Origin of the sequence: Pseudomonas sp. HMSC08G10 (assembly GCF_001808425.1) — a bacterium.
GTDB classification, from domain to species: domain Bacteria; phylum Pseudomonadota; class Gammaproteobacteria; order Pseudomonadales; family Pseudomonadaceae; genus Aquipseudomonas; species Aquipseudomonas guariconensis.
Window position 1 is genome coordinate 43,812 of record NZ_KV793306.1, and the last position, 26,694, is coordinate 70,505.

Here is a 26,694-nt window from a genome sequence, read left to right on the forward strand (position 1 = left end):
ACCCTTCTAAAGGATTACAGACACGGTCGTGCCCATGCTGAAGCGCTTCGCACCCCTCGTGCCACTTGCACTCGTGACCCTGCTTTTTGGCTGCGCCTCCCAAGGCCCCGTTTCCCAGCCGCAGGATCAACACTCGATCGCCGCGCACTCCGCGAGCCTGATCAAACCCTCCGCCTCTTCCGTCTTCGGTGAAGAGCCGCTGGCCACTGAAGAAGACCTGGAAGCCTTTTCCAGCAACAGCAAGCCCTACGAGCTGCCAGCCCTGGCCGACAGCATCCTGGAGCGTGGCATGTCGCTGATCGGCACCCGTTACCGTTTTGGCGGTACTTCGGAGAAATCCGGCTTCGATTGCAGCGGTTTCATTGGTTATCTGTTCCGCGAAGAAGCCGGCCTGAACCTGCCGCGCTCGACGCGTGAAATGATCAACGTCGATGCGCCGAAGGTGTCCCGCAACAAGCTCAAGCCTGGCGACCTGCTGTTCTTCAGCACCAACGGTCGTGGCCGTGTCAGCCATGCCGGCATCTACCTGGGTGACAACCAGTTCATCCACTCCAGCAGCCGCCGCAGCGGCGGAGTACGCATCGACAGCCTTGGCGATCGTTACTGGAGCAAAACCTTCATTGAAGCCAAGCGCGCCTTGGCGATGGCGCCGACCACAATCTCGCGCAACTGATATCAAAATGATGTACCCTGCCGCGGCGGCGATGCTGAAAAGCTCGCCGCCGTGCGCATTTACAGAAAGCGTCTAATCTAAATTCTCACCACTTTTGGCTTCGGCTGCGGCCGAACGGTTCCAGACAGGATGTTCTGACCATGGCGATGTTGGCGCGCTTCGCATTCCTTTCCCTGGCGGCACTGCTCGCGGCCTGCTCCAGCCATGCTCCGGCACCGGCTCCGGTGGTCAAGCCGAAGGTCATTTTCAATCAGCAAGCGTCGTCTTCGCCCATGGCCGAGGATGTGCTGTTCCGTGCGATCGGCCTGGTAGGCACGCCGTATCGCTGGGGCGGCAACACGCCGGATTCGGGGTTCGATTGCAGTGGCCTGATCGGCTACGTCTATCGGGACGCCGCCGGGATCAGCCTGCCGCGTTCGACCCGCGAGATGATCGTCATGCGGGCGCCCAATGTGGACATCAACGCCTTGCAGTCCGGAGATCTGGTGTTCTTCGCCACCAGCGGTGGATCGCAGGTCAGCCACGCCGGGATCTACGTGGGGGAAGGGCGTTTCGTGCATGCGCCATCCACAGGCGGCACGGTGCGCCTGGATTATCTCTCCAACAGCTACTGGTCCCGGGCCTATCTGCAGGCCAAACGCGTATTGCCAACTGGGCATCTGGCTCAAAATCCCTGAGCTGCGCTCACTTTCGGCTCACGCGCCAAACCACATTGCCCACATCGTCCGCCACCAAGAGCCCGTCTCGGTCATTGACCACGCCCACCGGGCGTCCCATGGCCTTGCCCTTGCCATCGAGAAAACCGGTCAACAGGTCGATCGGTTTGCCTGCGGGCTTACCCTCGCTGTCGAACGGCACGAAAATCACCTTGTAGCCACTGTGCGGCTTGCGGTTCCAAGACCCATGCTGGCCCACGAAGGCTCCCTGCTCGAAGGGCGGCGGCAACGCGCCGGCCTGGGCAAACGCCAGCCCCAGCGATGCGGTATGGGCCCCCACTGCATAGTCTGGGACGATCGCCTGGGCGACTTTGCCAGGATCCTGCGGCTCGACCCGTTGATCCACATGCTGCCCGTAGTAACTGAAAGGCCAGCCATAGAAACCGCCGTCCTTCACCGAGGTGATGTAGTCGGGCACCAAGTCGCTGCCGATCTCGTCGCGTTCATTGACCGCCGTCCATAGCGCACCGGTACGGGGCTCCCACGCCAGCCCGTTGGGGTTGCGCAGGCCTGAGGCGAAGATGCGGTGTTCACCGCTGGCCGGGTCCACCTCCCAGATCGCGGCGCGGCCTTGTTCCTTTTCCAGGCCGTTTTCGCCGACATTACTGTTTGAACCTACGGTGACGTACAGCTTCTTGCCATCGGGGCTGGCGATGACGTTTTTGGTCCAGTGGTGATTCAACGGGCCGCCGGGCAGGTCAGTGACCGGGCGACCTTCGGCGCGGATCTGCATCGCGCCATCCTCGTAGTGAAAGCGCAACAGTCGGTCGGTGTCGGCCACATAGAGGTCCTTGCCCACGAGGGTCATACCGAAGGGGGAGTTGAGCCCTTCGATGAACGTACTGCGCACCTCGGCGACGCCATCATGGTCGGCATCGCGCAGCAGGGTGATGCGATTGGCGCTGGCGACCCCGGCACCGGCACGCTCCATGACTTTGCCCATTACCCAGCCGCGCAGGCCCTTGCCGTCCTCGGGCTTGGGCGGGGCATTGGTTTCGGCCACCAGGACATCGCCATTGGGCAGTACATAGAGCCAGCGTGGGTGATCGAGGTCCCTGGCGAAGGCCACCACTCGGGTGCCCGCGGCGGCCGTCGGTGTGGCGCCGTCCGGCCAGCCGATCGCCGGGGCGATATTGACGGTCGGGATCAGGGTCTTGTTGGGCTCGGGCAGGCGAGGCGAGGGGCCGAAGCCGTCGCTGACCTCCAGGCGCGCGGACTCGCCGCAGGCGCCTAGGCTGGCACTTAGGGCCAGCACCATCGCGATACGCATCCTGTCCATGCTCGCAATCCTCATTGGCTTGTGAGAATTGAGAGTCGGATGCGTCGGGGTAGGTTCACTCCGGGCGACTGGGGCTAGCGACCGCCGGATGGCTTCCGCGTGGGTTCATCGGTTTTCCTACGCCTGCTTGAGCAACAATGCCACCCCAGGGAAATACTGCCCCAGTTCGTTGTGCAGCGAACGATAGGCGTAGGGGAAATGCCAAGCGATGGCGCAGGCTGTGTGTTTTTGCAGGTCGTCGACCAAGTCTTGCAGCTCCTCGGGGCTGGCGTGTTGGCCAGCCTTCCAGGGGCTGACGAACAATGCACCGGCCTTGAGCTGGCTGGGGTAGGCGATCGGGCGGGCAAGGGTGGCGGTTTCCTGCAGGGCGGCGGCCAGGTCCAGACGGGCGATTCGCGGCCAGCGTTGGCTGACATGCAGATGAACGGATTGCTCGGCGGTGCTGATCGACAGGTCGCAACGCCCTTCGCGTTCACCTTCGTCGCGTTGTTTCTTGCTGGGGTAGTGCGCCAGGGCGACCTGTTCGGCCTGCCAGGCGGCGGCTGCGAGCAGCCCGCTGTTGGTGGCCGCGCCGTGCCAGTAGGGCGCCTCGCTGTCGCCATGGACCTGGTTGAAGCGGTCGATGCACTCGATCCAGCCTTCCAGGGCCGGTCGCAGGAACTCCAGATGCTGGTTGTTGATGATCAGGCCTCGCATGCTGCGCTCTCCTTATTGTGTGATCGCATTGCCGAACACTGATGGCTATGTGATATCACTGCTGCGCCTCCGGCACAAGCCATGAAGTCGAGCATGGCGTCAGGCGCGCTTCATTGACGCTCCCGCCCCAACCCTCTAACCTTCGCGGCGTGTTTCAGGTGCTCTGCCAGCCTTCGGCTGGGCAGGGTGAAACTGGGAAGCCGGTGGGCGCCAGCAAGGCGCGAATCCGGCGCTGCCCCCGCAACGGTAGGTGAGTCAAAGGTCGTGCAGGGCCACTGGATACAGGTATCCGGGAAGGCGCGCGATCCATGGGCCAAGGCCCTGCTCACGAGCCCGGAGACCGGCCTGTCACTGCCAACGGCATCACGGAGGGTGATGCGCGGTGCACCGTGGCCTTCTGCCGCGGCCCCTGCGCGCTCTCCGCCTGCCTGTCTATCGACCTGTCGTCGCCGCCCATGCGCGCCGACAGCCTGCGGAGAATCCTGATGAGCGAATCCACCGAACGCGACGAACGCCACCTGGCGCGCATGCAGCGCAAGAAGGCGATCATCGACGAGCGCATCGCCAATGCCCCCAATGAATGCGGCCTGCTGCTGGTGCTCACCGGCAACGGCAAGGGCAAGAGCAGCTCGGCCTTCGGCATGCTCGCCCGCGCCATGGGGCATGGCATGCAGTGCGGCGTGGTGCAGTTCATCAAGGGCCGCGACAGCACGGGCGAAGAGCTGTTCTTCCGCCGTTTCCCCGAGCAGGTGCGCTACCACGTCATGGGTGAGGGCTTCACCTGGGAGACCCAGGACCGCCAGCGTGACATCGCCGCCGCCGAAGCCGCTTGGGCGGTGTCGCGCCAGCTGTTGCAGGACCCTTCGGTACAGTTCGTGGTGCTGGACGAGCTGAATATCGCCCTCAAGCACGGCTACCTGGACCTCGACCAAGTGCTGTCGGATTTGCAGGCCCGCCCGCCGATGCAGCACGTGATCGTTACCGGCCGCGCCGCCAAGCCTGAAATGATCGAGCTGGCCGATACCGTCACCGAGATGGGCGTGATCAAGCACGCCTTCCAGGCCGGCATCCGTGCCCAAAAGGGCGTGGAGCTATGAGCCAGCCCCGGCAGTGTCCGGCGGTGCTGATCGCGGCACCCGCTTCTGGCCAGGGCAAGACCACGGTCACCGCTGCCCTGGCGCGCCTGCACCGCAACCTTGGCCGCAAAGTCCGGGTGTTCAAGTGCGGGCCTGATTTTCTCGACCCGATGATCCTCGAGCGCGCCAGCGGCGCGCCGGTGTACCAACTCGACCTGTGGATGATCGGGGCTGATGAGAGTCGGCGTCTGCTCTGGGAGGCGGCAGGCGATGCCGACCTGATCCTGATCGAAGGGGTTATGGGGTTGTTCGATGGCACGCCATCGAGTGCGGACCTGGCGCGCCACTTCGGCGTGCCGGTGCTGGCGGTGATCGACGGCACAGCCATGGCGCAGACCTTCGGCGCCCTGGCCCTGGGCCTGGCGCACTACCAGCGCGACCTGCCTTTTGCCGGCGTGCTGGCCAACCGGGTCGGCAGCCTGCGTCATGCACAGTTGCTCGAAGGCAGCCTCACTGAAGGCTTGCGCTGGTATGGCGGGCTGTCCCGCGAGCGCGGTATCGAGCTGCCCAGCCGTCACCTGGGGTTGGTCCAGGCCAGTGAACTCAACGATCTGGACCTGCGCCTGGACGCCGCCGCCCAGGCCCTGGGCGAAAGCTGTGATGCCGCCTTGCCGCCCCCGGTGGTATTCGCCGCACCCACAACTGCACAGGCGCTGCCGTCCCTGGCGGGTGTGCGCATTGGCGTGGCCCGGGATGAAGCCTTTGCCTTCACCTATGGCGCCAACCTCGATTTGCTGCGTGCGCTGGGTGCGGAGTTGGTGTTTTTCTCTCCTGTACACGATCAGGCGTTGCCGTCCCTGGACAGCCTTTACCTGCCTGGCGGCTATCCCGAACTGCACCACCACGCCCTGGCCAGCAACGCGCCGATGCGCGAGGCGATCCGCGCCCATCACGCCCAGGGCAAGCCTTTACTGGCCGAATGCGGCGGCATGCTCTATTTGCTCGATGCCTTGACTGATGTGGCAGGCGAGCGCGCCGAGCTGCTGGGTCTGCTGCCGGGCGAAGCGGTGATGCAAAAGCGCCTGGCTGCCCTTGCCCTGCAAGCGGTGGGATTGCCTGAGGGCACTTTGCGTGGCCACACCTATCATCATTCCTTGACCGAGACGGCGCTCGAGCCGATCGCCCGAGGCCAGAGCCCCAATGGTGGGCGCGGCAACGAGGCGGTCTATCGGATCGGGCGCCTGACGGCGTCCTACGTACACTTCTATTTCCCCTCCAACCCCGACGCGACGGCGGCGCTGCTGAGACCATGAGCGAACATGCCTTTTCCGCTGCCGAGCGCGCCGCGGTCTACCGCGCCATCGGCGAGCGCCGCGACATGCGCCATTTCGCAGGCGGCGAGGTCGCGCCCGAGCTGCTCGCCCGCCTGCTGGCCGCTGCCCATCAGGCGCCCAGTGTCGGGTTGATGCAGCCTTGGCGCTTCATCCGCATCAGTGATCGCGCCTTGCGTGGCCAAGTCCAGGCGCTGGTGGAAAAGGAGCGAGCATGCACCGCCCAGGCCCTGGGAGAGCGCTCCGATGAATTCATGAAGCTCAAGGTCGAAGGTATCCAGGATTGTGCCGAGGTATTGGTGGCGGCACTGATGGACCACCGCGAAGCACACATCTTCGGCCGCAGGACCTTGCCGGAGATGGACCTGGCATCGCTGGCCTGTGCCATTCAGAACCTCTGGCTGGCAGCCCGTGCCGAGGGCCTGGGCATGGGCTGGGTGTCGTTGTTCGACCCGCAGGCGCTGGGCGAGCTGCTGGGCATGCCGGCGGGTGCCAAGCCGGTGGCCGTGCTGTGTCTGGGGCCGGTGGTCGAGTTCTACCCGGCGCCGATGTTGGTGCTGGAGCAGTGGGCCCAGGAGCGGCCGCTGAGTGACATGCTCTATGAGAACCATTGGGGAGAGCGGCAATGAGCGTTGCTTTGCTGACTGTGGCCGGGGTAGCTCTGGATGCCTTGCTGGGTGAGCCGAAACGGCGCCATCCGCTGGTGGGGTTCGGCAACTTCGCTGCGCGCCTTGAGCAGCGTCTGAACGCGGGCGGTCGGGGTTGGCGCAGCCATGGCGTCAGTGCCTGGCTGCTTGCCGTGGTGCCCTTGACTCTGCTGGCGCTGGTACTCTCCTGGCTGCCCTTTATCGGCTGGCTGGTGGATGTGCTGGCGCTGTATTGCGCCGTGGGGCTACGCAGCCTCGGCGAGCATGTTCAGCCTGTGGCTGAGGCCCTGCGCCGGGGGGATCTGGACGAGGCGCGGCGACGGGTGGGGTATCTGGTGAGCCGTGAAACCCGTGAGCTGGACGAGCCCGCCGTGGCCCGCGCCGCCACCGAATCGGTGCTGGAGAACGGCAGTGACGCGGTCTTTGCGGCGTTGTTCTGGTTTGTCGTGGCCGGTGCGCCCGGGGTGGTGCTGTATCGCCTGAGCAATACCCTCGATGCCATGTGGGGCTATCGCAACGAACGCTTCGAACGCTTCGGCTGGGCTGCGGCGCGTATCGACGATGCCCTGAACTACATTCCAGCCCGGCTGGTGGCACTGACCTACGCGCTGCTGGGCAAGACCCGCCTGGCCCTGGCCTGTTGGCGCAACCAGGCGCCGTTGTGGGACAGCCCGAATGCCGGCCCGGTGATGGCTGCGGGCGCAGGTGCCCTGGGCGTCGAGCTGGGCGGACCTGCGGTGTACCACGGCGAGTTGCACGAGCGTGCGCGCTTAGGGGAGGGGCCTATGGCCGACGCCGAGGCCATCGAGCGCGGTTGGAGCCTGGTGCAGCGCGGGGTATGGCTGTGGTTGCTGGTGATCTGCCTGGGAGCGTATTGGAATGCTTGAACATGGTGGTCGTCTGCTGCGCGCAGTGCGTCAGTACGGCATTGCCCGTGAACACTGGCTAGACCTTTCCAGCGGCATCGCCCCGTGGCCCTACGCCATCCCGGCGATTGCGGTGGAGGCTTGGGCGCGCCTGCCCGAAGTCGAGGACGGCCTGGAGCATGCAGCGCGCACCTACTACGGCGTCGGCAGCCTGCTGGCGGTGGCCGGCTCCCAGGCGGCGATCCAGGCCTTGCCATCCCTGCGACCGGCCGGGCGGGTTGGCGTGCTCGCGCCTTGCTATGCCGAGCACCCCCACGCCTGGCAGCGTGCAGGGCACCAGGTGGTCGAACTGGCCGATGAGCAGGTCGAACAGGACCTGGACAGCCTCGATGTGCTGGTGCTGGTCAACCCCAACAACCCTACGGGGCGGTGCGTACCGCGCGAGCGCTTGCTCGATTGGCACGCTCGCCTGGCGCGTCGTGGCGGTTGGTTGTTGGTCGACGAAGCCTTCATGGACAACACCCCCGCCCAGAGCATCGTCGATTGTGCCGATCGTGCGGGCCTGATCGTGTTGCGCTCGTTCGGCAAGTTCTTTGGCTTGGCGGGGGTGCGACTAGGCTTCGTCATGGCCGAGCAGGCCCTGTTGCAGCGCTTGGCCGAACTGCTCGGCCCCTGGACCATCAGCGGGCCGACGCGGGTCTTGGGGCAGTCTTGCTTCAATGACGCAGCGGCTCATCGCACCCAGATCACCCGTTGTGCCCACGCCAGTCGGCGTCTGGCGGCGCTGCTCGAAGAGGTGGGGCTGATGCCCAGCGGCGGCTGCGATCTGTTCCAGTACGTGCGTACGCCGCGGGCCGCGCACCTGCATGAGTTTCTCGCCCGTCGGGGCATCCTGGTGCGGCTGTTCGAACAGCCCCAGGCCGTGCGCCTGGGGCTGCCGGCCAACGAAGCGGACGAACAGCGCCTGCGCCAGGCCCTGGCGCAATACCAGAAGGAATCGGCATGACCACGCTCATGGTGCAAGGCACCACCTCCGATGCCGGCAAAAGCACGCTGGTCACCGCCCTGTGCCGCTGGCTGTTGCGCCAAGGCATCGGTGTGGTGCCGTTCAAGCCGCAGAACATGGCGCTCAACAGCGCGGTGACCGCCGACGGCGGCGAGATCGGCCGCGCCCAGGCGGTACAGGCCCAGGCGTGCCGCCTGGCGCCACACACCGACATGAACCCCGTGCTGCTCAAGCCCAACAGCGACACCGGAGCCCAGGTGATCGTCCATGGCCGTGCCGTCACCTGCATGAATGCCGTGGCCTACCACGACTACAAGGCCATCGCCATGCAAGCGGTGTTGCAATCCCACCAACGCCTGAGCACCGCCTACCCGGTGGTGATGGTCGAGGGCGCGGGCTCGCCGGCGGAAATCAACCTGCGTGCGGGTGATATCGCCAACATGGGCTTTGCCGAAGCGGTGGACTGCCCGGTGATTCTGGTGGCGGATATCAATCGTGGCGGGGTGTTCGCCCACCTGGTCGGTACCCTGGAGCTGCTGTCGCCGAGCGAGCAGGCGCGGGTCAAGGGCTTCGTCATCAATCGTTTTCGCGGTGACATCGCCTTGCTGCAGCCGGGCCTGGACTGGCTGGAGCAGCGCACCGGCAAGCCGGTACTGGGCGTGTTGCCGTACGTGACCGACCTGCACCTGGAAGCCGAGGATGCCATCGATGCACGCCAGGCGATCCAGGCCGGTCGCCTGTTCAAGGTGATCGTCCCGGTGCTGCCACGCATCAGCAATCACACCGACTTCGACCCGCTGCGCTTGCACCCGCAGGTCGACCTGCAGTTCATCGGCCCTGGCCAGCCGATCCCTGCGGCGGACCTGATCATCCTGCCCGGCTCCAAGAGCGTGCGGGGCGATCTGGCGCAATTGCGCGCACGCGGCTGGGACACTGCCATCGCTCGCCACCTGCGCTATGGCGGCAAGGTCATCGGTATCTGTGGCGGGCTGCAGATGCTCGGCCGTGAAGTTCACGACCCGCTCGGCCTGGAAGGCCCGGCAGGCTCAAGCCCGGGGTTGGGCCTGCTGGATTACGTCACGCAGCTGGAGGCTGAAAAGCAACTGCGCAACGTACGCGGCTCCCTGAGCCTGGAGCAGGCTGAGGTCGGGGGGTATGAAATCCACGCAGGCGTCACCCGCGGCCCGGCCCTGGAGCACCCCGCCGTGCACCTGGAAGATGGCCGTTGTGACGGCGCGATCAGCGCCGACGGACAGGTGTTCGCCACCTACCTGCACGGCCTGTTCGAGGGCAGCCACTCATGTGCGGCGCTGCTGCGTTGGGCCGGGCTGGAGGACGCCCAGACCATCGACTATGAGGCCTTGCGCGAGCGGGACATCGAGCGCCTGGCCGACCTCGTGGAACAACACCTGGACACCGCGCGCCTGCGCCAACTGTGTGGAGTCGCCTGACATGCGCAACCTGATCCTGGGCGGTGCCCGCTCCGGCAAGAGCCGCCTGGCCGAGCAATTGGCCCAGGCCAGCGGCCTGCCGGTGACCTATATCGCCACCAGCGAGCCGCTGGACGGTGAGATGAACGAGCGCGTGCAACTGCATCGCCAACGTCGCCCCGTCGATTGGGCGCTGATCGAAGAGCCCTTGGCCTTGGCCAGCGTGCTGCGTGCCGAAGCCGCCGAAGGGCGCTGCCTGCTGGTGGACTGCCTGACCCTGTGGCTGACCAACCTGCTGATGCTGGACGACGACACACGCCTGGCCCAGGAGCGCGATGCGCTGCTCGAATGCCTGGAGACACTGCCAGGCACCATCATCCTGGTCAGCAACGAAACCGGCCTGGGCGTGGTGCCCATGGGCGAGCTGACCCGTCGCTATGTCGACCAGGCCGGCTGGCTGCACCAGGCGGTGGCCGAGCGCTGCGAGCGCGTGGTACTGACCGTGGCTGGCCTTCCTCTCATGCTCAAAGGACCCTCCCTATGACTCAACCCTGGTGGCGTGACGCCTGCCAACCCCTCGACAGCGCCGCCATGGAGCAGGCCCGTGCCCGTCAGCAGCAACTGACCAAGCCGGCCGGCTCGCTCGGTCAACTGGAAGGCCTGGCCGTGCAACTGGCGGGCCTGCAAGGCTGTGAGCGACCGACCCTGGAACGGGTGGCCATTACGATCTTCGCAGGTGACCACGGGGTGGTGGAGGAGGGCATCTCCGCGTATCCACAAGCGGTGACCGGCCAGATGCTGCGCAATTTTGTCGGGGGTGGCGCGGCGATCAGCGTACTGGCGCGCCAACTTCAGGCCACTTTGGACGTGGTCGATCTGGGCACCATCGATCTTGAGCTTGCCTTGCCTGGGGTACGCCATCTGCGCCTGGGCGCCGGCACTGCCAACTTCGCCCGCCAACCGGCGATGACCGAGGCGCAATGGCAGGCGGCGCTCGCAGCCGGGCGCGACAGTGCGTTGCGTGCCGCCGAGCTGGGCGCCACGTTGTTCATTGGTGGTGAAATGGGCATCGGCAACACCACCGCCGCAGCTGCGTTGGCCAGTGTCCTGTTGGAGTGCTCGGCGCAGGCCCTGAGCGGTCCGGGTACCGGTCTGGATGCTCTCGGCGTGCGGCACAAGGCGCAGGTGATCGAGCGTGCCCTGGCGCTGCACGGCTTGCGTGCCGACGACCCGCTGCAGGCCCTGGCCTGTGTCGGTGGTTTTGAAATCGCCGCGCTGGTCGGTGCTTACCTGGCCTGTGCCCAGCAGGGGGTGGCGGTGTTGGTGGACGGCTTCATCTGCAGTGTCGCTGCCCTGGTGGCGGTGCGCCTGAACCCTGATTGCCGACCTTGGCTGCTGTTCGCTCACCAGGGCGCGGAGCCGGGACATCGGGCATTGCTCGAAGCGCTGCAAGCGACCCCGCTGCTGGCCCTCGGCTTGCGGCTGGGCGAGGGCAGCGGTGCGGCATTGGCCGTGCCGCTGATGCGTCTGGCCTGCGCCTTGCACGGGCAGATGGCGACCTTCGCCGAGGCCGCAGTGGCGGATCGCTCGGCATGAGGCTCGACCTGCTACGCCACGGCGAAACCGAATTGGGCGGTGGCCTGCGCGGTAGCCTGGACGACGCCTTGACCGAGCGCGGTTGGGCACAGATGCGCGAAGCGGTAGCCGATGCGGGGCCCTGGGACGTGCTGGTCAGTTCCCCGCTGCGTCGCTGCGCACAGTTTGCCGATGAGCTCGGCGCGAGACTGGTGCTGCCGGTGCAACGCGAAGCTGGCGTGCGTGAGCTGCACTTTGGGGATTGGGAAGGGCGTAGTGCTACGCAGATCATGCAGGAACAAGCGGATGACCTGGGGCGCTTCTGGGCCGACCCGTATGGCTACACGCCGCCCAATGGCGAGCCAGTGAGTGCATTTGCCGAGCGGGTGCTCGCGGCCGTCGACGACTTGGGCAGGCAGCACCTGGGCAAGCGCGTGTTGATGGTCACCCATGGCGGCGTGATGCGGCTGCTGCTGGCGCGTGCCCGCGGCCTGCCGCGTGAACAGCTGCTTCAAGTCGAGGTCGGGCACGGGGCGTTGCGGCGCTTGCGCCTGGCGAGCGATGGCCAGTTGCGTGAGGAGGGCTGAAGTGCTGCCGTTCTGGATCGCCCTGCAGTTTCTCAGCAGTTTGCCGGTGCGCTTGCCGGGGATGCCGGAGCCTCGGCAGATGGGCCGTTCGTTGTTGTTTTACCCGGTGATCGGCCTGCTGTTCGGCCTGCTGCTGTGGTTGGCCAGTCATTGGCTCGCAGGTGTCGCCGCGCCCTTGCACGCGGCCTTGCTGCTCACACTGTGGGTGCTGCTCAGTGGTGCGCTGCATCTGGACGGCCTGGCCGACACTGCCGACGCCTGGCTGGGGGGCTTTGGTGATCGCGAGCGCACCTTGCAGATCATGAAGGACCCACGCAGCGGACCGATCGCAGTCGTAACCGTGGTACTGGTGCTGTTGCTCAAGTTCTGCGCTCTCTGGGTGCTGGTGGAGCGCGATGCAGGTGCCTGGCTGGTATTGGCCCCAGTGGTCGGCCGGGCTGCCTTGCTGGGGCTGTTCATGGGCACCCCTTATGTGCGACCGGGAGGACTTGGCCAGGCGCTGGCCGACCATCTGCCCAGGCAGGCGGCGGGCTGGATTCTGGTTGCCAGTGCGCTGGTCTGCGTGCTGTTCGGTGGTTCGACGGTGCTGTGGGTGCTGCTGGTGTCGGTCGTGGTCTTTTTCTGGATTCGTCACCTGATGTGCCGACGCCTGGGCGGGACCACAGGGGACACCGCCGGGGCTCTGTTGGAGCTCTTGGAACTGACGGTGGTATTGGGGCTGGCGTTGTCGGGGCATTGAGGTCTCTGTTGTCAAAGCTGGATTTTTCACGTGCAAAGGCCTGACACAACGACACCATGCAACTTCCCGCAATGTTGCTGAACGGTTTCCCTGGCGAGGCGGGCGTATGCTCACGGGCCGACTCATAGATCAGGGAGCCCTCGCATGCGCCATTGGATGTTCGCCAGCCTCTTGGCACTGGCAAGCCTGCCGGCCAACGCTGCAGACCTCATCGATTTCTGGAACACCCCCCGCCATGGCGGCAACAGCTTCAATCGTTTGCCTCCCGATCAATCCTACTTCCAGGCACTGAGTGGCTACGGCGCCACCTGGGTGCGGTTGTCATACGACAAGTGGAAGCCTGAGGGGCGTGACTTTCTGCTCGGTGATGCTGACGCCTACAACAGTCTTTCACAGCAAGATCTGGCGCAGTTGAAGACCGTGCTGGACAACGCCCATGCCGCAGGTCTGAAGGTGGTGATCGCCCCGCTTTCGTTGCCGGGCATGCGCTGGTCACAAAACAACCAAGGCCAGTTCGACGACCGACTCTGGCAGGACAAGCGCTACTGGGCCCAGGCGGTCAACTTCTGGCGCGACCTTGCCCAGGCACTGAAGGATCACCCTGCCGTGGCGGCCTACAACTTGATCAACGAGCCTGCGCCAGAGCGCAATGCCGGCCTGGCCGAGCATGCCGAGCAGCAGCGTATGCAGCAGTGGTACGCCGGCGAGCAGGGTGGGCCGCGTGATCTGCCGGCCCTGTATCGCGAGCTGGTGGCGGCAATTCGTGAGGTGGATGCGACCACCCCGATCATGGTCGATGCCGGCTGGTACGCAGCAGCCGATGCCTTCGGCTATTGGCCGGCGGCTTTGGCGGATGGGCGAGTGCTCTACAGCGTGCACATGTATGAGCCGTACTCGGCCACCAGCGCGCCGAACATGGCGCGCAAGCAGCCGATTCCCTATCCGGGGCCGGCACCCTTCGGCGGCAAGCGTGAACGATGGGATGGTGAACGGGTAGCGGCTTATCTTCAAAAGCCGCTGGATTGGGCGGATGCGATGGGGGTTCCCCGCTCTCGTCTGGTGGTGGGGGAGTTCGGCTGCATGCGCCGACTGGCCGGTTGCAAGCAATACCTCGAGGATGTCCTCACTGTCTTGGACAAGCAGCAACTGCACTGGGCCTTCTACAGCTTCCGGGAAGACAACTGGGACGGCATGGACTACGAACTGGGCGCGACCAAGGTCCCCTGGCGCTACTGGCAGGCGATCGAAAAGGATGAACCTGATCCGCTGGCCCGCCAGGCCACGGCTGAGTTCGAGCCGATTCGCCGGCGGTTGGCGCCATAACATCAACTTTGAAATTTATTGCAACATTTCGGATGCGGGTATATACACGCACTCATGCTGACCAGTGAATGCATCTGTACCCATCTGCGCCGCGCCGCCCGCGGGGTGAGCCGGCACTACGACGAAGCCCTTGCCGGCTTCGGTGTCAATGTCGCGCAGTTTTCCCTGTTACGTCACCTGCAGCGGCTCGATCGGCCAAGCATCACCACCCTGGCCGAAGCCATGGGCCTGGACCGCAGCACCCTAGGGCGCAACTTGCGCGTGCTGGAGGCTGAAGGGCTGGTGAAGCTGTCCGATGGCGATGACCAACGCAATCGCCTGGTGCTCCTGAGCGCGACGGGCGAAGCGTTGTTGCGCGCTGCGCACCCCGCGTGGGAACAGGCTCAGCGGAAATTGATCGAGCGATTGGGCGAAGGGCAGCGGGACGTGCTGATCGGGCTGCTGGAACGCCTGGCCTGATGTTTTACAACTAATAAGTGGGTATATACCCGCATGAACCTTGCGATGTGCTGGAGAGAACGACGATGACCTCGGTATGGCGAACCAGCGGGTGGGTATTGTTGGGGGCGGCGCTGATTTTGGCGTTGTCCCTGGGGGTGCGGCATGGCTTTGGCCTGTTCCTGGCGCCCATGAGTTCCGAGTTCGGCTGGGGAAGGGAAGTGTTCGCCTTCGCCATTGCCCTGCAGAATCTGATCTGGGGCCTGGCCCAGCCCTTTGCCGGGGCCCTGGCTGACCGCCTGGGCGCCGCGCGGGTCGTGATCATCGGCGGGATTCTCTACACCGTTGGGCTGGTATTGATGGGCATGGCCGACTCGGCCTGGTCGCTCTCGCTAAGCGCGGGTCTGCTGATCGGCATTGGGCTGTCCGGTACATCCTTCTCGGTCATTCTCGGGGTTGTGGGACGCGCGGTCCCGGCGGAAAAACGCAGCCTGGCCATGGGTATCGCCAGTGCCGCCGGCTCATTCGGCCAATTCGCCATGCTGCCGGGGACGCTCGGCCTGATCCAGTGGCTGGGTTGGTCGGCGGCCTTGCTGGTACTGGGCCTTCTGGTGGCTTTGATCGTGCCGTTCGTGGGCCTGTTGCGTGATCGACCGCTTCCGAATCACGGTACCGAGCAGACACTCGGCCAGGCGCTGCGCGAGGCGTGTTCGCATTCAGGGTTCTGGTTGCTGGCGCTGGGCTTTTTCGTCTGCGGTTTCCAGGTGGTGTTCATCGGCGTACATCTGCCGGCCTACCTGGTGGACCAGCATCTGCCGGCGACCACCGGCACCACCGTGCTGGCGTTGGTCGGGCTGTTCAATATCGTCGGTACCTACACCGCCGGTTGGTTGGGCGGGCGCATGTCCAAACCGCGTTTGCTCACGGGCTTGTACCTGTTGCGGGCGGTGGTGATCGTGTTGTTCCTGTGGGCGCCGGTGACTCAGGTCAGTGCTTATCTGTTTGGCATCGCCATGGGGCTTTTGTGGTTGTCCACGGTCCCGCTGACCAATGGCACCGTGGCCACAGTGTTCGGTGTACGTAACCTGTCCATGCTCGGTGGCATCGTCTTCCTGTTCCATCAGTTGGGCGCCTTCCTCGGTGGTTGGCTGGGCGGCGTGGTGTATGACCGTACCGGCAGCTACGAGCTGGTCTGGCAGATCTCGATTCTGTTGAGCGTGTTGGCTGCTGCCCTGAACTGGCCTGTGCGCGAGCGTCCTGTGGCACGCCTGCAGGCCCAGCCAGCATGAACCGCTCCCTGACGCGCGGGTTGCTGGCAGCAGGCGCGTTCGTGCTGCTGGCACTGGCATGGTGGGGCTGGCATGAGGGTGGTCTGGCGTTGATGCAGTTGGGCATGGGCGTTTGTTAGGCGCTACCCTGCAGGTAACGGATTTTCATCTTGCAGGAGTGCCGACGATGTCTCTACGCAGGTTTACCCTCTCGTTACTGGTTCTTGCCGCCGCTTCGTCCAGTTGGGCGGCCGATTGCCCCGCCTTGCTGCAAGGCAGCCTGCCCGAACTGCGTGGCAAGGAGCAGATCGATTTGTGTGAGCGCTTTGCCGGCAAACCGCTGGTGGTGGTCAATACCGCCAGCTATTGCGGTTTTGCGCCGCAGTTCGAGGGGTTGGAGTCGACCTACAAGGCTTACCACGAAAAGGGCCTGGAAATGCTCGGCGTGCCTTCGAACGACTTCAAGCAGGAAGATGCCGACAGTGAGAAGACCGCCAAGGTGTGCTACGCCAACTATGGCGTGACCTTCACCATGACCAAGGCCCAGGCTGTGCGTGGCAAGGATGCGGTGCCCTTGTTCGTTGAGCTGGCGCGTCAGAGCAGTGCGCCGAAATGGAATTTCTACAAGTACGTGGTAGATCGCCAGGGCAAGGTGATCGCCAACTTCTCCAGCCTGACCAAGCCTGACGACCCCGCCTTCCAGGCAGCGATCGAAAAAGCCATCGCTTCCCAGCCATGATGTTCAGTGCGCGTGGGGGCGTTGATCCCACGTTGGCCGAGCCTGGGTTGGTACAGGCATGAAAAAACCGCCACGAGGGCGGTTTCTTCATGTAGCGGGTGCAACTCAGAAGCGGTAGGTGAGGGATGCACCGATGCCGTGAGCGCTGTTTTCGTACTTGGCCTGGTAGCTGCCCTTCAAAGCGCCTTCCTGCAGGGAGTCCGGACGATTGTTGACCTTGGTGTCTTCTTCCCACAGGTAGGAGTAAGCCACGTCGATGGTCATGTCGTCGTTCGGGCTCCAGCCAGCACCGAAGCTGACCGCCTTGCGATCGCCAGTCGGGATACGTGGCGAACGGTCGTGGTTGTTGGTTGGCGACTGGTCGACGGAGAAGCCTGCGCGCAGGGTCCACTCCTTGTTCACCTTGTAGGCTGCGCCAATGGCGTGGGCCCAGGTGTCGTGCCAGTTCTGCTCTTCGGTGATGGTCTTGAGCGGATAGCCTGCGGGAGCCTCGTTCTCGACAGTAATGTTTTCCAGACGGCTCCAACGAGTCCAGGTGCTACCGGCATACAGCGTCCAGTTGTCATCCAGTTCGTGAGTAATGGAGAAATCTACCGACTCAGGGGTCTTGATCTTCAGACTGGCGTCGAACTTGCCGCTCAGGCCGATGGGCAGAGGGTATGAAACGCGGGTGTTGCCTTCGAGCTTGTAGTCGACCATCGAATGGTAGGTCAGGCCCAGGCGGGTGCGATCAGTGGCCTGTACCAGTACACCGATGTTGTAGCCCACGGCGGTATCGTCGCCCTTGATCTTGACTTCGCCATCGCGAGAGCCCGGGCCAGCAAAGGCCTGGCTGCTGAGGTTCGAACCCAGTTCACCCTTGATACGGTTGATGGTCGGGCCAAAGCCAATCGACACCTTGTCGTTGAATGCATAGCTGACGGTCGGCTGGAATGTTACGACCTCGACTTTGCTCTTCTTGCCCCAGTAACGTGCGGCATCATCTCCACCGTAGTCGGTGATCAGGCCGAAGGGTACATACACACCGAAGCCTACGCTCCAGTGGTCATCGATCGGCTTGACGTAGTAACCCATTGGTACGCCGACGGTTGGCACCATGTCACCGTCAGTCTCACCCCCGTAGTTACTTCCGCGACCCGAGATATCGGTCTTGGCGATGACGGCAGCTCCGCCGACGGTAACTTGTTCGCGCTTCAGGCGCGACATGCCGGCAGGGTTGCCATAGACAGTGCTGGCATCTTCGGCAGAAGACGAACGCCCTGCGAAACCTGTCCCCATACCGCTGACGCTTTGTTCGTTGAGGGCGAAACCTGCTGCGAACAGTTGGCTGGATGCGAGGGCGACAGCTACACCGAGGGAGGTTTTGAGCATTGCTTTTTTCATTATTGTGAAACTCCTTGGGTTCTCCGGGGCGAAAAGCTACCAACAATTTACGTGCTGCGCTATAGGCTCAATCGCAGCAGTTCGTGTAGTTTTGTAGGACAATCCGACCAAAATTCCCTTTTTTCCGGTTAATTTGTAAGGCACCTCTTAAGATGCTTCCGAAAGAATGGGGTTCACACAAAGATGCCAAGCGTGGGTGAAATCGCGCAGGCGCCCTTGGGGGTGGAAGATTTGGCGCCAGATGCGCGCCAGTCCCAACAGGTCATCGGCAGCTGGCAATCGAGGGGCCTGCTCTTCGATGAGCATCCAGGCGATCGCGGTGGAGTAACGCAGGTTGACTGCAAGTTCTAGGTGAGGACCGCGAAGGAATGCATGTTGGCTGGCCAGGCCGCGGACCAGGCTCGCCAGATCCGGATCGCGTGCCAGGTAGTCGTCCCAGAGGGCCTGATGTCGAGTTTCGCCGATTCGGTAGAGGCCGTGACCGCGCCTGTCGTGCAATGCCGAGCCGAGTGCCGACTGGCTAGCGGCCACGCCCAGCAGCAAGGCTTCGGCGCTTTCGCAATGACGATCCAGGTAGATCAGGGTCGGTCGGATCACATACTGACACAACTCTTTCGCTGCGATGCCCATGATGCCCTCGATCAGTTAAGGGCCGACGGGCGCTGGAGCTTGGCAGCTGGTGAATTGATCAGGCCCGCCGGAAGCGGCTCGCACCGCTCGAGTTGAAGTGTAGTGTGATAATCGTGGTGTAAAGGGCTGTTTTTAAATCGATTGCTGCCGGACGCCTCGGCGTATATGCCTTGTAGCAATTACGCCAAGAACGATCAGGCTGGCAAGCGAAGGGGTTACCGAGCGTGTGAATACATGGGTATATGTCGTTCACGCGGCCAACGACTGGCGAGTGCGCTCGATGATGGCCTGCAGCGGCGCGCTGCGGTTGTACTGCTCGGGGTACAGACGTTCGGTATGGCACGCGACGCCATGCTCGTCGACCAGGGTGAAGCTGAAGCTGCCCTTGCGAGGTGCGACGATGAGGCACTTCAAGGGGGCGAAGGCCTGGGACAGGGTGCCGATGGCGGATTGGATCTGATGATGAGTATTCATATTGTTTGGATGTTCCTGCATTTAACACGGGGTTCGATCCGTGCATCTTAGAAACGTTCCAGTGACGCCTTTATTAAGGGACGAAGAACCTGACTGGAACAGGGCAGCCAGAGGAGGCGCAAGCAAAATGTGGGCGCTGGGCTGACTGGTAGGTACATCAGAAGGCGGGCAAGGCACGCCAGGACCAAGGTTCGAGGCCTCTGGGTGAAGAATCCCGATCAATCTGTTACGTGATTCGTGATGGAGCAGCGGGGCTGCCTGGGAATCATCGAAAGGGCCGGTCCTGGTTTCAGCAATGGCTACTCGTTGGGTCGAGCGAGGCACTGCAAGGACACTGTTGGCCAGAATTGACTTTCAGCTGGGTACTAACGGTGAGCACCCTACCCTAACCATCTGTACCTGGCAAGCGATTTCGTGTTTTGCCAGGCTAGCCGAGCAGTATGGCGTTTAATTGACTGACTGTGAAGTGGGGCGCAGCCCGGCAGTGGGGACGATGCCTACACCAGTGACATCCAAATGGCTTTAAATCGCTCACTTGTGCACACACTGACAACGACTTGTAACAACTTGGCAACAGGCTACGGGAGCCTCGCCAATGACTTGACTGTGCGCTTAAGTCAATGAAAAAAAACACTAATTTTTGCTGGTGAAAAAATCGACAGTTTGACCAAAAGCCCCATTTCATGGGGCTTTGAGGCCTCGTAGGGGGGGTTGTCCACCGAGTTATCCACAGCTTCTGTGGATTGTCCCGAGCGCTTGCTCTAGGACGGGCGTGCCAGCTGTTTTTCGAATTGTCCGACAATCATGAGGCAGCCCAGAAGCGATACCATGGCTTCAAAAAACGTCAAGAAAAGATCATAGAAATTTTTTTACTTCGCCCCAAAAGCGCCGGGTCATCCGGATAAAAAAAGAGTAGAGTGGCGCGCCTCTCGAGTTGCCTTCGCTGTTGGTCATGAAGTTTCGCGGTAAACACCTCGCCAGTCCTCCTGTCTCTTCGTCAGAGCCTTATTCCAAACGCTTTTCCTTGAAAGTGGCCCTGTGGCTGCTCGACAGTCCACGCCTGGGGGACAAGACGCACGTCAAGCACCTGGCCGGCCGCCTGTTAAAGCAACCCGCGCGCCAGGGCGTGGTAGTGGCCCAGAGCCGCCTGGGGCAGATGCTTTGCCGGGAGTGCGGCAATGCCCGCGACCGGCGCATCGGTCATGACCTGTTGCGCCAGGCTGCGCGCGCGGGCGATCGTCGTGCGCAACTCGAATATGGTCGCCTGTGTCAGGCCAGCGAGCCGGAGCAGGCCCGTTATTGGTTGGAGTTGGCGGCAGGGCAGGGGTCGCAAGAGGCGCGGCGGTTGCTCCGACAGCTGCTTCCGGTTTGAGCGCCTATCGCAGGAGAGTCCTGCTACGCCCGCGATGGAGCAGGCTTTACCCTTGTGGCAGGAGCGGTAAAGCCACCCAAAGCCTCAACTGATAAGCTGCACGGCATTGTCGAACATCGATTGGAGTCGCTATGGCAGTGGATCTTGCCAGTATCCTGCTGGGCCTCGTTGCCGCAGCCGTCCCTTGCCTGGGTTGGGCATTGCAGTTGCAGCGACAGCTGTCGGCCAGGCAATCGGAGCTGGCCTTGGTGCAAGAGCGCCTGTCCAGCGCCCAACTTGCCCAGGAAGGTCTGCAAGCGCAACTGGAGGCTTGCCGTGATGAGATCAGCGACCTGAGCGAGGCGAACGTGGTCAAGCAGACCACCTTGGCGGCCCAGGCCCGAGAACTCGAGTTATTGCAGATCGATCGCGACAACGCCCGTGATGCCGCCCACGCCTGGCAGCTCGAGCGGGCCAATCGCGAAGCCGAGCAGCGTCGCCTGGAGGCCCAGGCCGCACGCCTGGAGGCCGAGCTGCGTGAACAGCAGGAAAGCCACCAACAGCGTCTCGAAGACCTGCAGGAGGCGCGCGATACCTTGCGTGCCCAGTTCGCCGAGATGGCTACCAAGATCTTCGATGAGCGTGAACAACGTTTCACCCAGACCAGCCAGCAGCACCTGGGCCAGTTGCTCGACCCACTCAAGGAACGCATCCAGGCGTTTGAGAAGCGCGTTGAGGAAAGCTACCAGCAAGAGGCGCGCGAGCGCTTTTCCCTGGGCAAGGAGCTCGAGCGCCTACAGCAGCTCAACTTGCGCCTGTCGGATGAAGCCACGAACCTGACTCAAGCCTTGAAGGGCCAGAAGACCCAGGGCAACTGGGGGGAGCTGATTCTCGAGCGGGTGCTGGAGCATGCGGGGCTGGAGAAGGGGCGGGAGTACCAAACCCAGGTTAGCCTCAAGAGTGCCGACGGGGAGCGTTACCAGCCCGACGTGCTGATCATGCTGCCAGGCAACAAACAGGTCGTGGTCGATGCCAAGGTCAGCCTCACGGCCTACCAACAGTTTGTGGCTGACACCGATGCCGAACGCGCCCAGGCTGCCCTCAAGCAGCACGTTCAATCCCTGCGCAGCCATGTCAAAGGGCTATCAAGCAAGGATTACAATCGTCTGGACGGTTTGCACAGCCTGGATTTCGTCCTGCTGTTCGTGCCCATAGAAGCGGCGTTCTCGGCAGCCTTGCAGGCTGAGCCCAACCTGTTCCAGGAAGCCTTCGATCGGCAGATCGTCATTGTCAGCCCGACCACCTTGCTGGCGACTTTGCGGGTCATAGACAGCCTGTGGAAGCAGGAGCGCCAGAGCCAGAATGCCCGGGAAATCGCCGAGCGAGCCGGGTGGCTGTACGACAAATTCGTCTTGTTCATCCAGGACCTGGACGAACTGGGCAGCCGCCTGCAGCAGGTAGACAAGGCCTATGCCGCTGCCCGCAACAAACTCTGCGAGGGTCGCGGCAACCTGGTCAGCCGCAGCGAGCAACTCAAACTGCTTGGCGCCCGGGCCAGCAAGAGCCTGCCGGGCGAATTGCTCGAGCGGGCGCTTGCCGAGGGTGTGCCGGCTGGCGAAGCGCTTACTGAACCAGGCTCAGATGGCGATTGAGCAAGGCGCGCAAGGCCGCCGGCTTGACTGGTTTAGCCAGGTAGTCGAGGCCGGCGGCGTGCACCATGGCGATGGTTTCGTTGCGCCCGTCCGCGCTGATCACCACGCCAGGCACCGGTTCGCCCAGGCGGGTGCGTAGCCAAGCCATCAGCTCGGTACCGGTCTCGCCATCGTCCAGGTGGAAATCCACCAGCGCCAGGTGCGGGCGCATGCCTTGGGCCAGCAACTCTTCGCATTGTTCCCGGTTGCGCGCCGTCCAGACCTGGCAGCCCCAGCGGCTGAGCAGGCTGTTCATGCCCAGGAGAATGCTGTCTTCGTTGTCCACGCACAGCACCTGCAAGCCGGCCAGGGGCTGGCTGACCTGTTCCACGGGCGTGCGGGTCTCGGGCGCCGGGGCTCGGGCGATCGGCACGCTGACCCTGAAGACACTGCCCTTGCCTGGCCAGGAGCGCACTTCCAGTGGATGCCCCAGCACCCGGCACAGGCCATCGGCGATTGCCAGGCCCAGGCCCAGGCCTTTTTCAGCGCGGGTCTGGTGACTGTCCAGGCGCTTGAACTCTTGGAAGATCACCTGCAACTTGTCGTCGGCAATACCCGGGCCTCGATCCCAGACCTCCAGCCACAGGCGCTCGCCCTGGCGGCGCACGCCGAGCAGCAGCGGACTCTTGCCGTACCGTAGGGCGTTGGTCAGGAAGTTCTGCAACACCCGGCGCAGCAGTTTCATGTCGCTTTCGACCCGCAGCCGGCTGCCCCGCAGGCGGAACTCCAACCCCTTCTCCGCCGCCAGCACCTTGAATTCGGTACCCAGGGTATCGAACAGTTCGTTGAGGGCGAACGGCTTGGGATCGGGCGTGATCTTGCCGTTTTCCAGCCGTGAGATGTCCAGCAGGTCGCTGATCAGTTCCTCCGCCGAGCGCAGAGAGCTGTCCATGTGCTGCACCAGTTGCCGGGCCTCTTCGTTCATGCCTTCAGCCTGTTGCGACAGGGCGGCGGAGAACAGCCGCGCAGCATTGAGCGGCTGCATCAGGTCATGGCTGACCGCGGCCAGGAAGCGGGTCTTGGACTGACTGACCGCTTCGGCACGGCTCTTGGCTTCCGATAACGCCTGGTTGAGCTGGGAGAGTTCTTGGGTCCGTTCGGCTACCCGTTGCTCCAGGCTTTCGTTGGCATCCTTGAGCGCCTGTTCGGCTTCGCGGAAGGGCGTGATGTCGGTGAAGCTCATGACAAAGCCCCCGCCTGGCATGGGGTTGCCGATCAACTCGATGACCCGGCCATTGGGGAACAGCCGCTCGGAGGTGTGTGCTCGGCCCTGGCGCATCCAGTGCAGACGGCGTGCGACATGCACCTGTGCCTCGCCTGGGCCGCACAGGCCGCGTTCGGCGTTGTAGCGGATGATGTCGGCGATCGGCCGACCCACGCTGATCAGCCCGTCGGGGTAGTTGAACAACTCCAGGTAGCGGCGGTTCCAGGCCACCAAGTGCAGGTTCTGGTCTACCACGCTGATGCCCTGGTTGATGTTCTCGATGGCGCCTTGCAGCAGGGCGCGGTTGAACTGCAGCACCTCGCTGGCTTCGTCGGCGATGCGAACCACGTCTTCAAGCTGCATCTCTCGGCCTTCGATGGCCGCCTTGACCACTGCGCGGGTCGAAGAGGTGCCAAGCACACCCGCCAACAGCCGCTCAGTGTGCTCGATCCAGTCGCCGTCGGCGTTCTGGTTGGGGTTGAAGCCCTTGCCCTGGCGATAGGCGAAACGAATGAAGCTCTGCCGCGCCCGCTCTTCGCCCACAAAGCGCGCAGCCAGCTTGAGCAGATCGTCGATCTGTACCGCCAGCAGCGACCGGTTGCTGGGCCTGGCGCTGCTCTGTTGACCGATGAAGCGGCCTGCCTGCCAGTGCTCCGAGACGCGTGTGCGCGACAGGATCGAGACCCAGGCGAACAGGATGAAATTACCCGCCAGGGACAGCACCACACCCTGGGTCAGTGGGGTGATCGGCAGGTTCAGCGGGTTGCCGTGCAGCCAGGCAAGGCCGGGGAACAGTTGCAGTGACCATCCCAGGCTGTGGGCGGCGATCGGCAGCACCAGGGTGTAGAACCATAGGAATATCCCGGCCGCGAGGCCTGCGAATACGCCGCGGCGGTTGGCCTGCTTCCAATACAGCGCCCCCAGCATGGCTGGCGTCAATTGGGTTACGGCGGCGAAGGCGATCTGGCCGATGGTCGCCAGGCTCGCGGTGGAACCCAGCAGACGGTAGCTGACATAGGCCAGCAGGAGAATGGCAACGATGGTCACTCGGCGCACCGAGAGCATCCAGTGGCGGAACGCCTCGAACGGCCGCTCGGCGTTCTTGCGACGCAGCAGCCACGGCAGCAGCATGTCGTTGGATACCATGGTCGACAAGGCCACCGCCTCGACGATGACCATGCCGGTGGCGGCTGAGGCACCACCGATGAACGCCAGCAATGCCAGGCTCGGGTGGGCCTCGGCCAAGGGTAGGCTGATGACGAAGGAGTCGGAGATCACCGTGCCTGGCAGCAACATCTGCCCGGCCAGGGCGATCGGTACCACGAACAGCGCGGCCAGTGCCAGGTACAGGGGGAACACCCAGCGGGCCATACGCATGTCCTGAGGCTCGATGTTTTCCACCACAGTGACATGGAACTGGCGGGGCAGGCAGATGATGGCCATCATCGCCACGGCAGTCTGCACCACCATCGAAGGCCAGTTGACGGTTTCCTGCCAGTAGGTTTCTAGATGCACCGACTGTCGCGCCTGAGTGAACAAATCATCGAAGCCGTCGTACAGATTGAACACGACGAACGCGCCGACGGCGAGGAAGGCCAGCAGCTTGACCAGGGATTCGAAGGCAATCGCCAGGACCATGCCCCGGTGGTGTTCGGTGACATCAAGGCTGCGCGTGCCGAAGACGATGGCAAATAATGCCAGCACCAGCGAAATCACCAGTGCGGTGTCTTGCACTCGGGGGCCAGTGGCGTCGGCGTTGGCACCGATCAGCAGATTGACACCGAGCACGATGCCCTTGAGCTGCAAGGCGATGTAAGGCAGCACGCCTACCAGGCAGATCAGCGCCACCACCACCGCCAGCGACTGGGACTTGCCGTAGCGTGCGGCGATGAAGTCGGCAATCGAGGTGATGTTCTCTTGCTTGCTGATCAGCACCATCTTCTGCACCACCCAGGGCGCGAAGACCAGCAGCAGCACAGGCCCCAGATAGATTGGCAGGAACGCCCAGAGCTGTTCGGCAGCCTGGCCGACCGCGCCGAAGAAGGTCCAGCTTGTGCAGTACACCGCCAGCGACAGGCTGTACACCCAGGCGCGCAGGCGTGGCGGCAATGGCGTGCTGCGACGGTCGCCATAGAAGGCGATGGCGAACATGATGGCCATATAGGCCAGGGCGACCACGGCGATCAGCCCACTGGACAACGACATGCAAACTCCGGAGCAAAAAAGGAAACGCGGTCCCGATCAATCAGTCTGGCACGCAGTCTGGGGTTCGTCAGCGCAGACGATGGTCGCAGTGGCAGGACGCCGCAGGCCTGGGCTTTGTCACGACCCTGTCGGCGCCGGCTTGGCACAGCAGGTGGCGTATTAAGGCGTCATGGCCGCTCCATCGCACCTCTTGTCCCCAGGTAATAGAACCCTGCCGCCAGTATCACCGACAACACCAGCAGGTAGAAGATTGCCACCGGCACCATCAGCCCCAGGGCGAAACCGACGAGCACAGGTCCCAGGGCCGCGCCGAGGTTGGAGAGGTTCTGCGCGCCATAATAGACCCCGCGCAGGTGCTCCGGCGCGATCAGGTCGATGAACATGTATTCGGCCGGGATCACGATGATCTCGCCCAAGGTGAACACCAGCATCGCCAGGCACCAGGCCATGACCGAGCCTGCCAGGGAAAAGCCCAGCAGACCGAGCACGAACAGTGTCATGCCGGCCATCAGCCAAGGCATCAGACGCTGGCGGTCGATGCGGCGGCCCACCAGGTACTGCAGTGCGATCACCGTGGTGGCGTTGGTGGTCACAAGGTACCCCACCAACCTCGCTGCCTCGCTGGCGCTGGTGGTGACCACCAGGTATTGGGAGAGGTAGGCGGTGAACTGTCCGAACACCACGGCACTGAGCACGCCGCCTAGGGTGAAACACACCAGCCGACGGTCCCGCGCCAGTTGCAGACCGACCTGGGCAAAGCCGGCGCCGGGCTGGTTTGGCTCGCTTATCTTCAGTTGTCGCACGCCCAGGCGCTGGTACAAAAGGGCCATGCCCAAGCCGATCGCTGCGGACACCACAAAAGGCAGGTGGTCGTTCAGCTCGAGCAGGGCCACCCCGAGCAGAGGGCCTGCTGCATAGGCGATGTTGCTCAAGGTGTACTTTATGGCGAATACCTCGGCCCGCTCGGACACTGGCAGTAATGTGCAAAAGCCTGCCTTGGCGGCGATGTCGACCACCGCCAGGGCCAGGTTGATCAGCACCAGGCACAGGAAGAACAATGCGGCCCAGCGGCTGGCGATGGCGCCGACGAAGGCCAGGGCGAACGTCAGCATGGCGCCGATTAGCAGGGCATAGTTGCTCAGGGTGTCGACCAGATGTCCGCCATACAGGCTCAGCAATGACGCCAGGATCAGCGCGCCGCCGATCAGCAGCCCGATGTGGCTGACCGGCAACTGGAAGTTGTCCGCCAGGTAAACCACCAGGTAAGGAAGGGTAATCGCCCGGGCCAAGGTCAGTGCGAACGTGATCGCAAGCAGCAGGCGCACGGGGGTGGGGTAGCGATATAGGGCGGCGAGCATCGGACATCC

At 63.6% G+C, this 26,694-nt stretch carries 26 protein-coding genes and 1 riboswitch; of the genes, 19 read left to right on the top strand and 7 right to left on the bottom strand.

What is annotated here, in order from left to right:
• Positions 1–34 precede the first annotated feature (34 nt).
• Both HMPREF3173_RS10610 and HMPREF3173_RS10615 read left to right on the top strand, forming a co-directional pair.
• Positions 35–673 carry a C40 family peptidase gene (locus HMPREF3173_RS10610; protein ID WP_043215669.1) on the top strand — a complete coding sequence of 213 codons (639 nt, stop codon included), beginning with the start codon at positions 35–37 and terminating at the stop codon, positions 671–673.
• Between the two features lie 140 nt (positions 674–813).
• Entirely contained in the window at positions 814–1,350 is a 537-nt protein-coding gene (locus tag HMPREF3173_RS10615; RefSeq protein WP_070572969.1) for a C40 family peptidase, read from the top strand.
• A gap of 7 nt (positions 1,351–1,357) precedes the next feature.
• On the opposite strand, the gene HMPREF3173_RS10620 is transcribed toward HMPREF3173_RS10615, so the two are convergent.
• Both HMPREF3173_RS10620 and HMPREF3173_RS10625 read right to left on the bottom strand, forming a co-directional pair.
• Positions 1,358–2,659 carry a PQQ-dependent sugar dehydrogenase gene (locus tag HMPREF3173_RS10620; RefSeq protein WP_070573409.1) on the bottom strand — a complete coding sequence of 434 codons (1,302 nt, stop codon included), beginning with the start codon at positions 2,657–2,659 and terminating at the stop codon, positions 1,358–1,360.
• A 126-nt stretch (positions 2,660–2,785) separates the two neighbouring features.
• On the bottom strand, positions 2,786–3,364 hold the full coding sequence (locus HMPREF3173_RS10625) for a hypothetical protein (protein WP_070572971.1): 579 nt from the start codon (positions 3,362–3,364) through the stop codon (positions 2,786–2,788).
• A gap of 139 nt (positions 3,365–3,503) precedes the next feature.
• Positions 3,504–3,728: riboswitch (cobalamin riboswitch) on the top strand.
• Between the two features lie 121 nt (positions 3,729–3,849).
• Between HMPREF3173_RS10625 and cobO the strand changes: the two genes are divergently transcribed.
• From cobO to HMPREF3173_RS10695, 15 genes are all read left to right on the top strand, one after another.
• On the top strand, positions 3,850–4,461 hold the full coding sequence (cobO, locus tag HMPREF3173_RS10630; protein WP_043215681.1) for a cob(I)yrinic acid a,c-diamide adenosyltransferase: 612 nt from the start codon (positions 3,850–3,852) through the stop codon (positions 4,459–4,461).
• On the top strand, positions 4,458–5,753 hold the full coding sequence (locus HMPREF3173_RS10635; protein WP_070572973.1) for a cobyrinic acid a,c-diamide synthase CobB: 1,296 nt from the start codon (positions 4,458–4,460) through the stop codon (positions 5,751–5,753). The genes cobO and HMPREF3173_RS10635 overlap by 4 nt, the downstream gene beginning before the upstream one ends.
• Positions 5,750–6,400: a 5,6-dimethylbenzimidazole synthase gene (gene bluB / locus HMPREF3173_RS10640; RefSeq protein ID WP_070572975.1), complete on the top strand. Its 651-nt coding sequence runs from the start codon at positions 5,750–5,752 to the stop codon at positions 6,398–6,400. The genes HMPREF3173_RS10635 and bluB overlap by 4 nt, the downstream gene beginning before the upstream one ends.
• Positions 6,397–7,305, top strand: coding sequence for an adenosylcobinamide-phosphate synthase CbiB (gene cbiB, locus HMPREF3173_RS10645; RefSeq protein ID WP_070572977.1), 909 nt, complete (start codon positions 6,397–6,399; stop codon positions 7,303–7,305). The genes bluB and cbiB overlap by 4 nt, the downstream gene beginning before the upstream one ends.
• Entirely contained in the window at positions 7,298–8,290 is a 993-nt protein-coding gene (gene cobD, locus HMPREF3173_RS10650; RefSeq protein WP_070572979.1) for a threonine-phosphate decarboxylase CobD, read from the top strand. Before cbiB ends, cobD begins: the two co-directional genes overlap by 8 nt.
• Positions 8,287–9,741, top strand: a complete 1,455-nt coding sequence (locus tag HMPREF3173_RS10655; protein WP_070572981.1) for a cobyric acid synthase — start codon at positions 8,287–8,289, stop codon at positions 9,739–9,741. The genes cobD and HMPREF3173_RS10655 overlap by 4 nt, the downstream gene beginning before the upstream one ends.
• A gap of 1 nt (position 9,742) precedes the next feature.
• Complete coding sequence (gene cobU, locus HMPREF3173_RS10660; protein WP_070572983.1) at positions 9,743–10,264, top strand: bifunctional adenosylcobinamide kinase/adenosylcobinamide-phosphate guanylyltransferase; 522 nt, start codon at positions 9,743–9,745, stop codon at positions 10,262–10,264.
• Entirely contained in the window at positions 10,261–11,316 is a 1,056-nt protein-coding gene (gene cobT, locus HMPREF3173_RS10665; protein WP_070572985.1) for a nicotinate-nucleotide--dimethylbenzimidazole phosphoribosyltransferase, read from the top strand. Before cobU ends, cobT begins: the two co-directional genes overlap by 4 nt.
• Positions 11,313–11,882 (top strand): alpha-ribazole phosphatase family protein, encoded by a 570-nt coding sequence (cobC, locus tag HMPREF3173_RS10670; protein WP_070572987.1) that lies wholly within the window; start codon positions 11,313–11,315, stop codon positions 11,880–11,882. Before cobT ends, cobC begins: the two co-directional genes overlap by 4 nt.
• 1 nt (position 11,883) lies before the next feature.
• The gene (locus tag HMPREF3173_RS10675) at positions 11,884–12,621 is read left to right on the top strand and encodes an adenosylcobinamide-GDP ribazoletransferase (RefSeq protein WP_070572989.1); all 738 of its coding nucleotides are present in this window, start codon (positions 11,884–11,886) and stop codon (positions 12,619–12,621) included.
• A gap of 144 nt (positions 12,622–12,765) precedes the next feature.
• Positions 12,766–13,944 carry a glycoside hydrolase family 5 protein gene (locus HMPREF3173_RS10680; protein WP_083299992.1) on the top strand — a complete coding sequence of 393 codons (1,179 nt, stop codon included), beginning with the start codon at positions 12,766–12,768 and terminating at the stop codon, positions 13,942–13,944.
• A 54-nt stretch (positions 13,945–13,998) separates the two neighbouring features.
• Entirely contained in the window at positions 13,999–14,403 is a 405-nt protein-coding gene (locus HMPREF3173_RS10685; protein ID WP_070572991.1) for a MarR family winged helix-turn-helix transcriptional regulator, read from the top strand.
• Positions 14,404–14,468: 65 nt separating this feature from the next.
• On the top strand, positions 14,469–15,671 hold the full coding sequence (locus HMPREF3173_RS10690) for an MFS transporter (RefSeq protein WP_070572993.1): 1,203 nt from the start codon (positions 14,469–14,471) through the stop codon (positions 15,669–15,671).
• Positions 15,668–15,790, top strand: a complete 123-nt coding sequence (locus tag HMPREF3173_RS24975) for a hypothetical protein (protein WP_256544373.1) — start codon at positions 15,668–15,670, stop codon at positions 15,788–15,790. The genes HMPREF3173_RS10690 and HMPREF3173_RS24975 overlap by 4 nt, the downstream gene beginning before the upstream one ends.
• Before the next feature lie 47 nt (positions 15,791–15,837).
• Complete coding sequence (locus tag HMPREF3173_RS10695) at positions 15,838–16,389, top strand: glutathione peroxidase (protein WP_070572995.1); 552 nt, start codon at positions 15,838–15,840, stop codon at positions 16,387–16,389.
• 105 nt (positions 16,390–16,494) lie between these two features.
• Here the strand turns inward: HMPREF3173_RS10695 and HMPREF3173_RS10700 are convergent, their stop codons facing one another.
• The 3 genes from HMPREF3173_RS10700 to HMPREF3173_RS10710 all read right to left on the bottom strand — a co-directional run bounded on the left by HMPREF3173_RS10700 (position 16,495) and on the right by HMPREF3173_RS10710 (position 18,876).
• A complete protein-coding gene (locus tag HMPREF3173_RS10700) occupies positions 16,495–17,772 on the bottom strand; it encodes an OmpP1/FadL family transporter (protein WP_043215732.1) in 1,278 nt (425 codons plus the stop codon).
• Between the two features lie 147 nt (positions 17,773–17,919).
• Positions 17,920–18,402 carry a hypothetical protein gene (locus HMPREF3173_RS10705; RefSeq protein ID WP_070572996.1) on the bottom strand — a complete coding sequence of 161 codons (483 nt, stop codon included), beginning with the start codon at positions 18,400–18,402 and terminating at the stop codon, positions 17,920–17,922.
• Between the two features lie 249 nt (positions 18,403–18,651).
• On the bottom strand, positions 18,652–18,876 hold the full coding sequence (locus tag HMPREF3173_RS10710) for a hypothetical protein (RefSeq protein ID WP_043215552.1): 225 nt from the start codon (positions 18,874–18,876) through the stop codon (positions 18,652–18,654).
• Positions 18,877–19,828: 952 nt separating this feature from the next.
• On the opposite strand from HMPREF3173_RS10710, the gene HMPREF3173_RS10715 reads away from it, so the two are divergent.
• Complete coding sequence (locus tag HMPREF3173_RS10715; protein ID WP_043215564.1) at positions 19,829–20,248, top strand: tetratricopeptide repeat protein; 420 nt, start codon at positions 19,829–19,831, stop codon at positions 20,246–20,248.
• A gap of 245 nt (positions 20,249–20,493) precedes the next feature.
• Positions 20,494–21,879 (top strand): DNA recombination protein RmuC, encoded by a 1,386-nt coding sequence (gene rmuC / locus HMPREF3173_RS10720; RefSeq protein ID WP_168166383.1) that lies wholly within the window; start codon positions 20,494–20,496, stop codon positions 21,877–21,879.
• Here rmuC and HMPREF3173_RS10725 read toward each other — a convergent pair.
• Together HMPREF3173_RS10725 and HMPREF3173_RS10730 are read right to left on the bottom strand one after the other, a co-directional pair.
• On the bottom strand, positions 21,851–25,327 hold the full coding sequence (locus HMPREF3173_RS10725; RefSeq protein ID WP_070573000.1) for a hybrid sensor histidine kinase/response regulator: 3,477 nt from the start codon (positions 25,325–25,327) through the stop codon (positions 21,851–21,853). The two genes, rmuC and HMPREF3173_RS10725, sit on opposite strands and share 29 nt — an antisense overlap.
• 167 nt (positions 25,328–25,494) lie before the next feature.
• On the bottom strand, positions 25,495–26,685 hold the full coding sequence (locus HMPREF3173_RS10730) for an MFS transporter (RefSeq protein WP_070573002.1): 1,191 nt from the start codon (positions 26,683–26,685) through the stop codon (positions 25,495–25,497).
• Between the last annotated feature and the right edge of the window lie 9 nt (positions 26,686–26,694).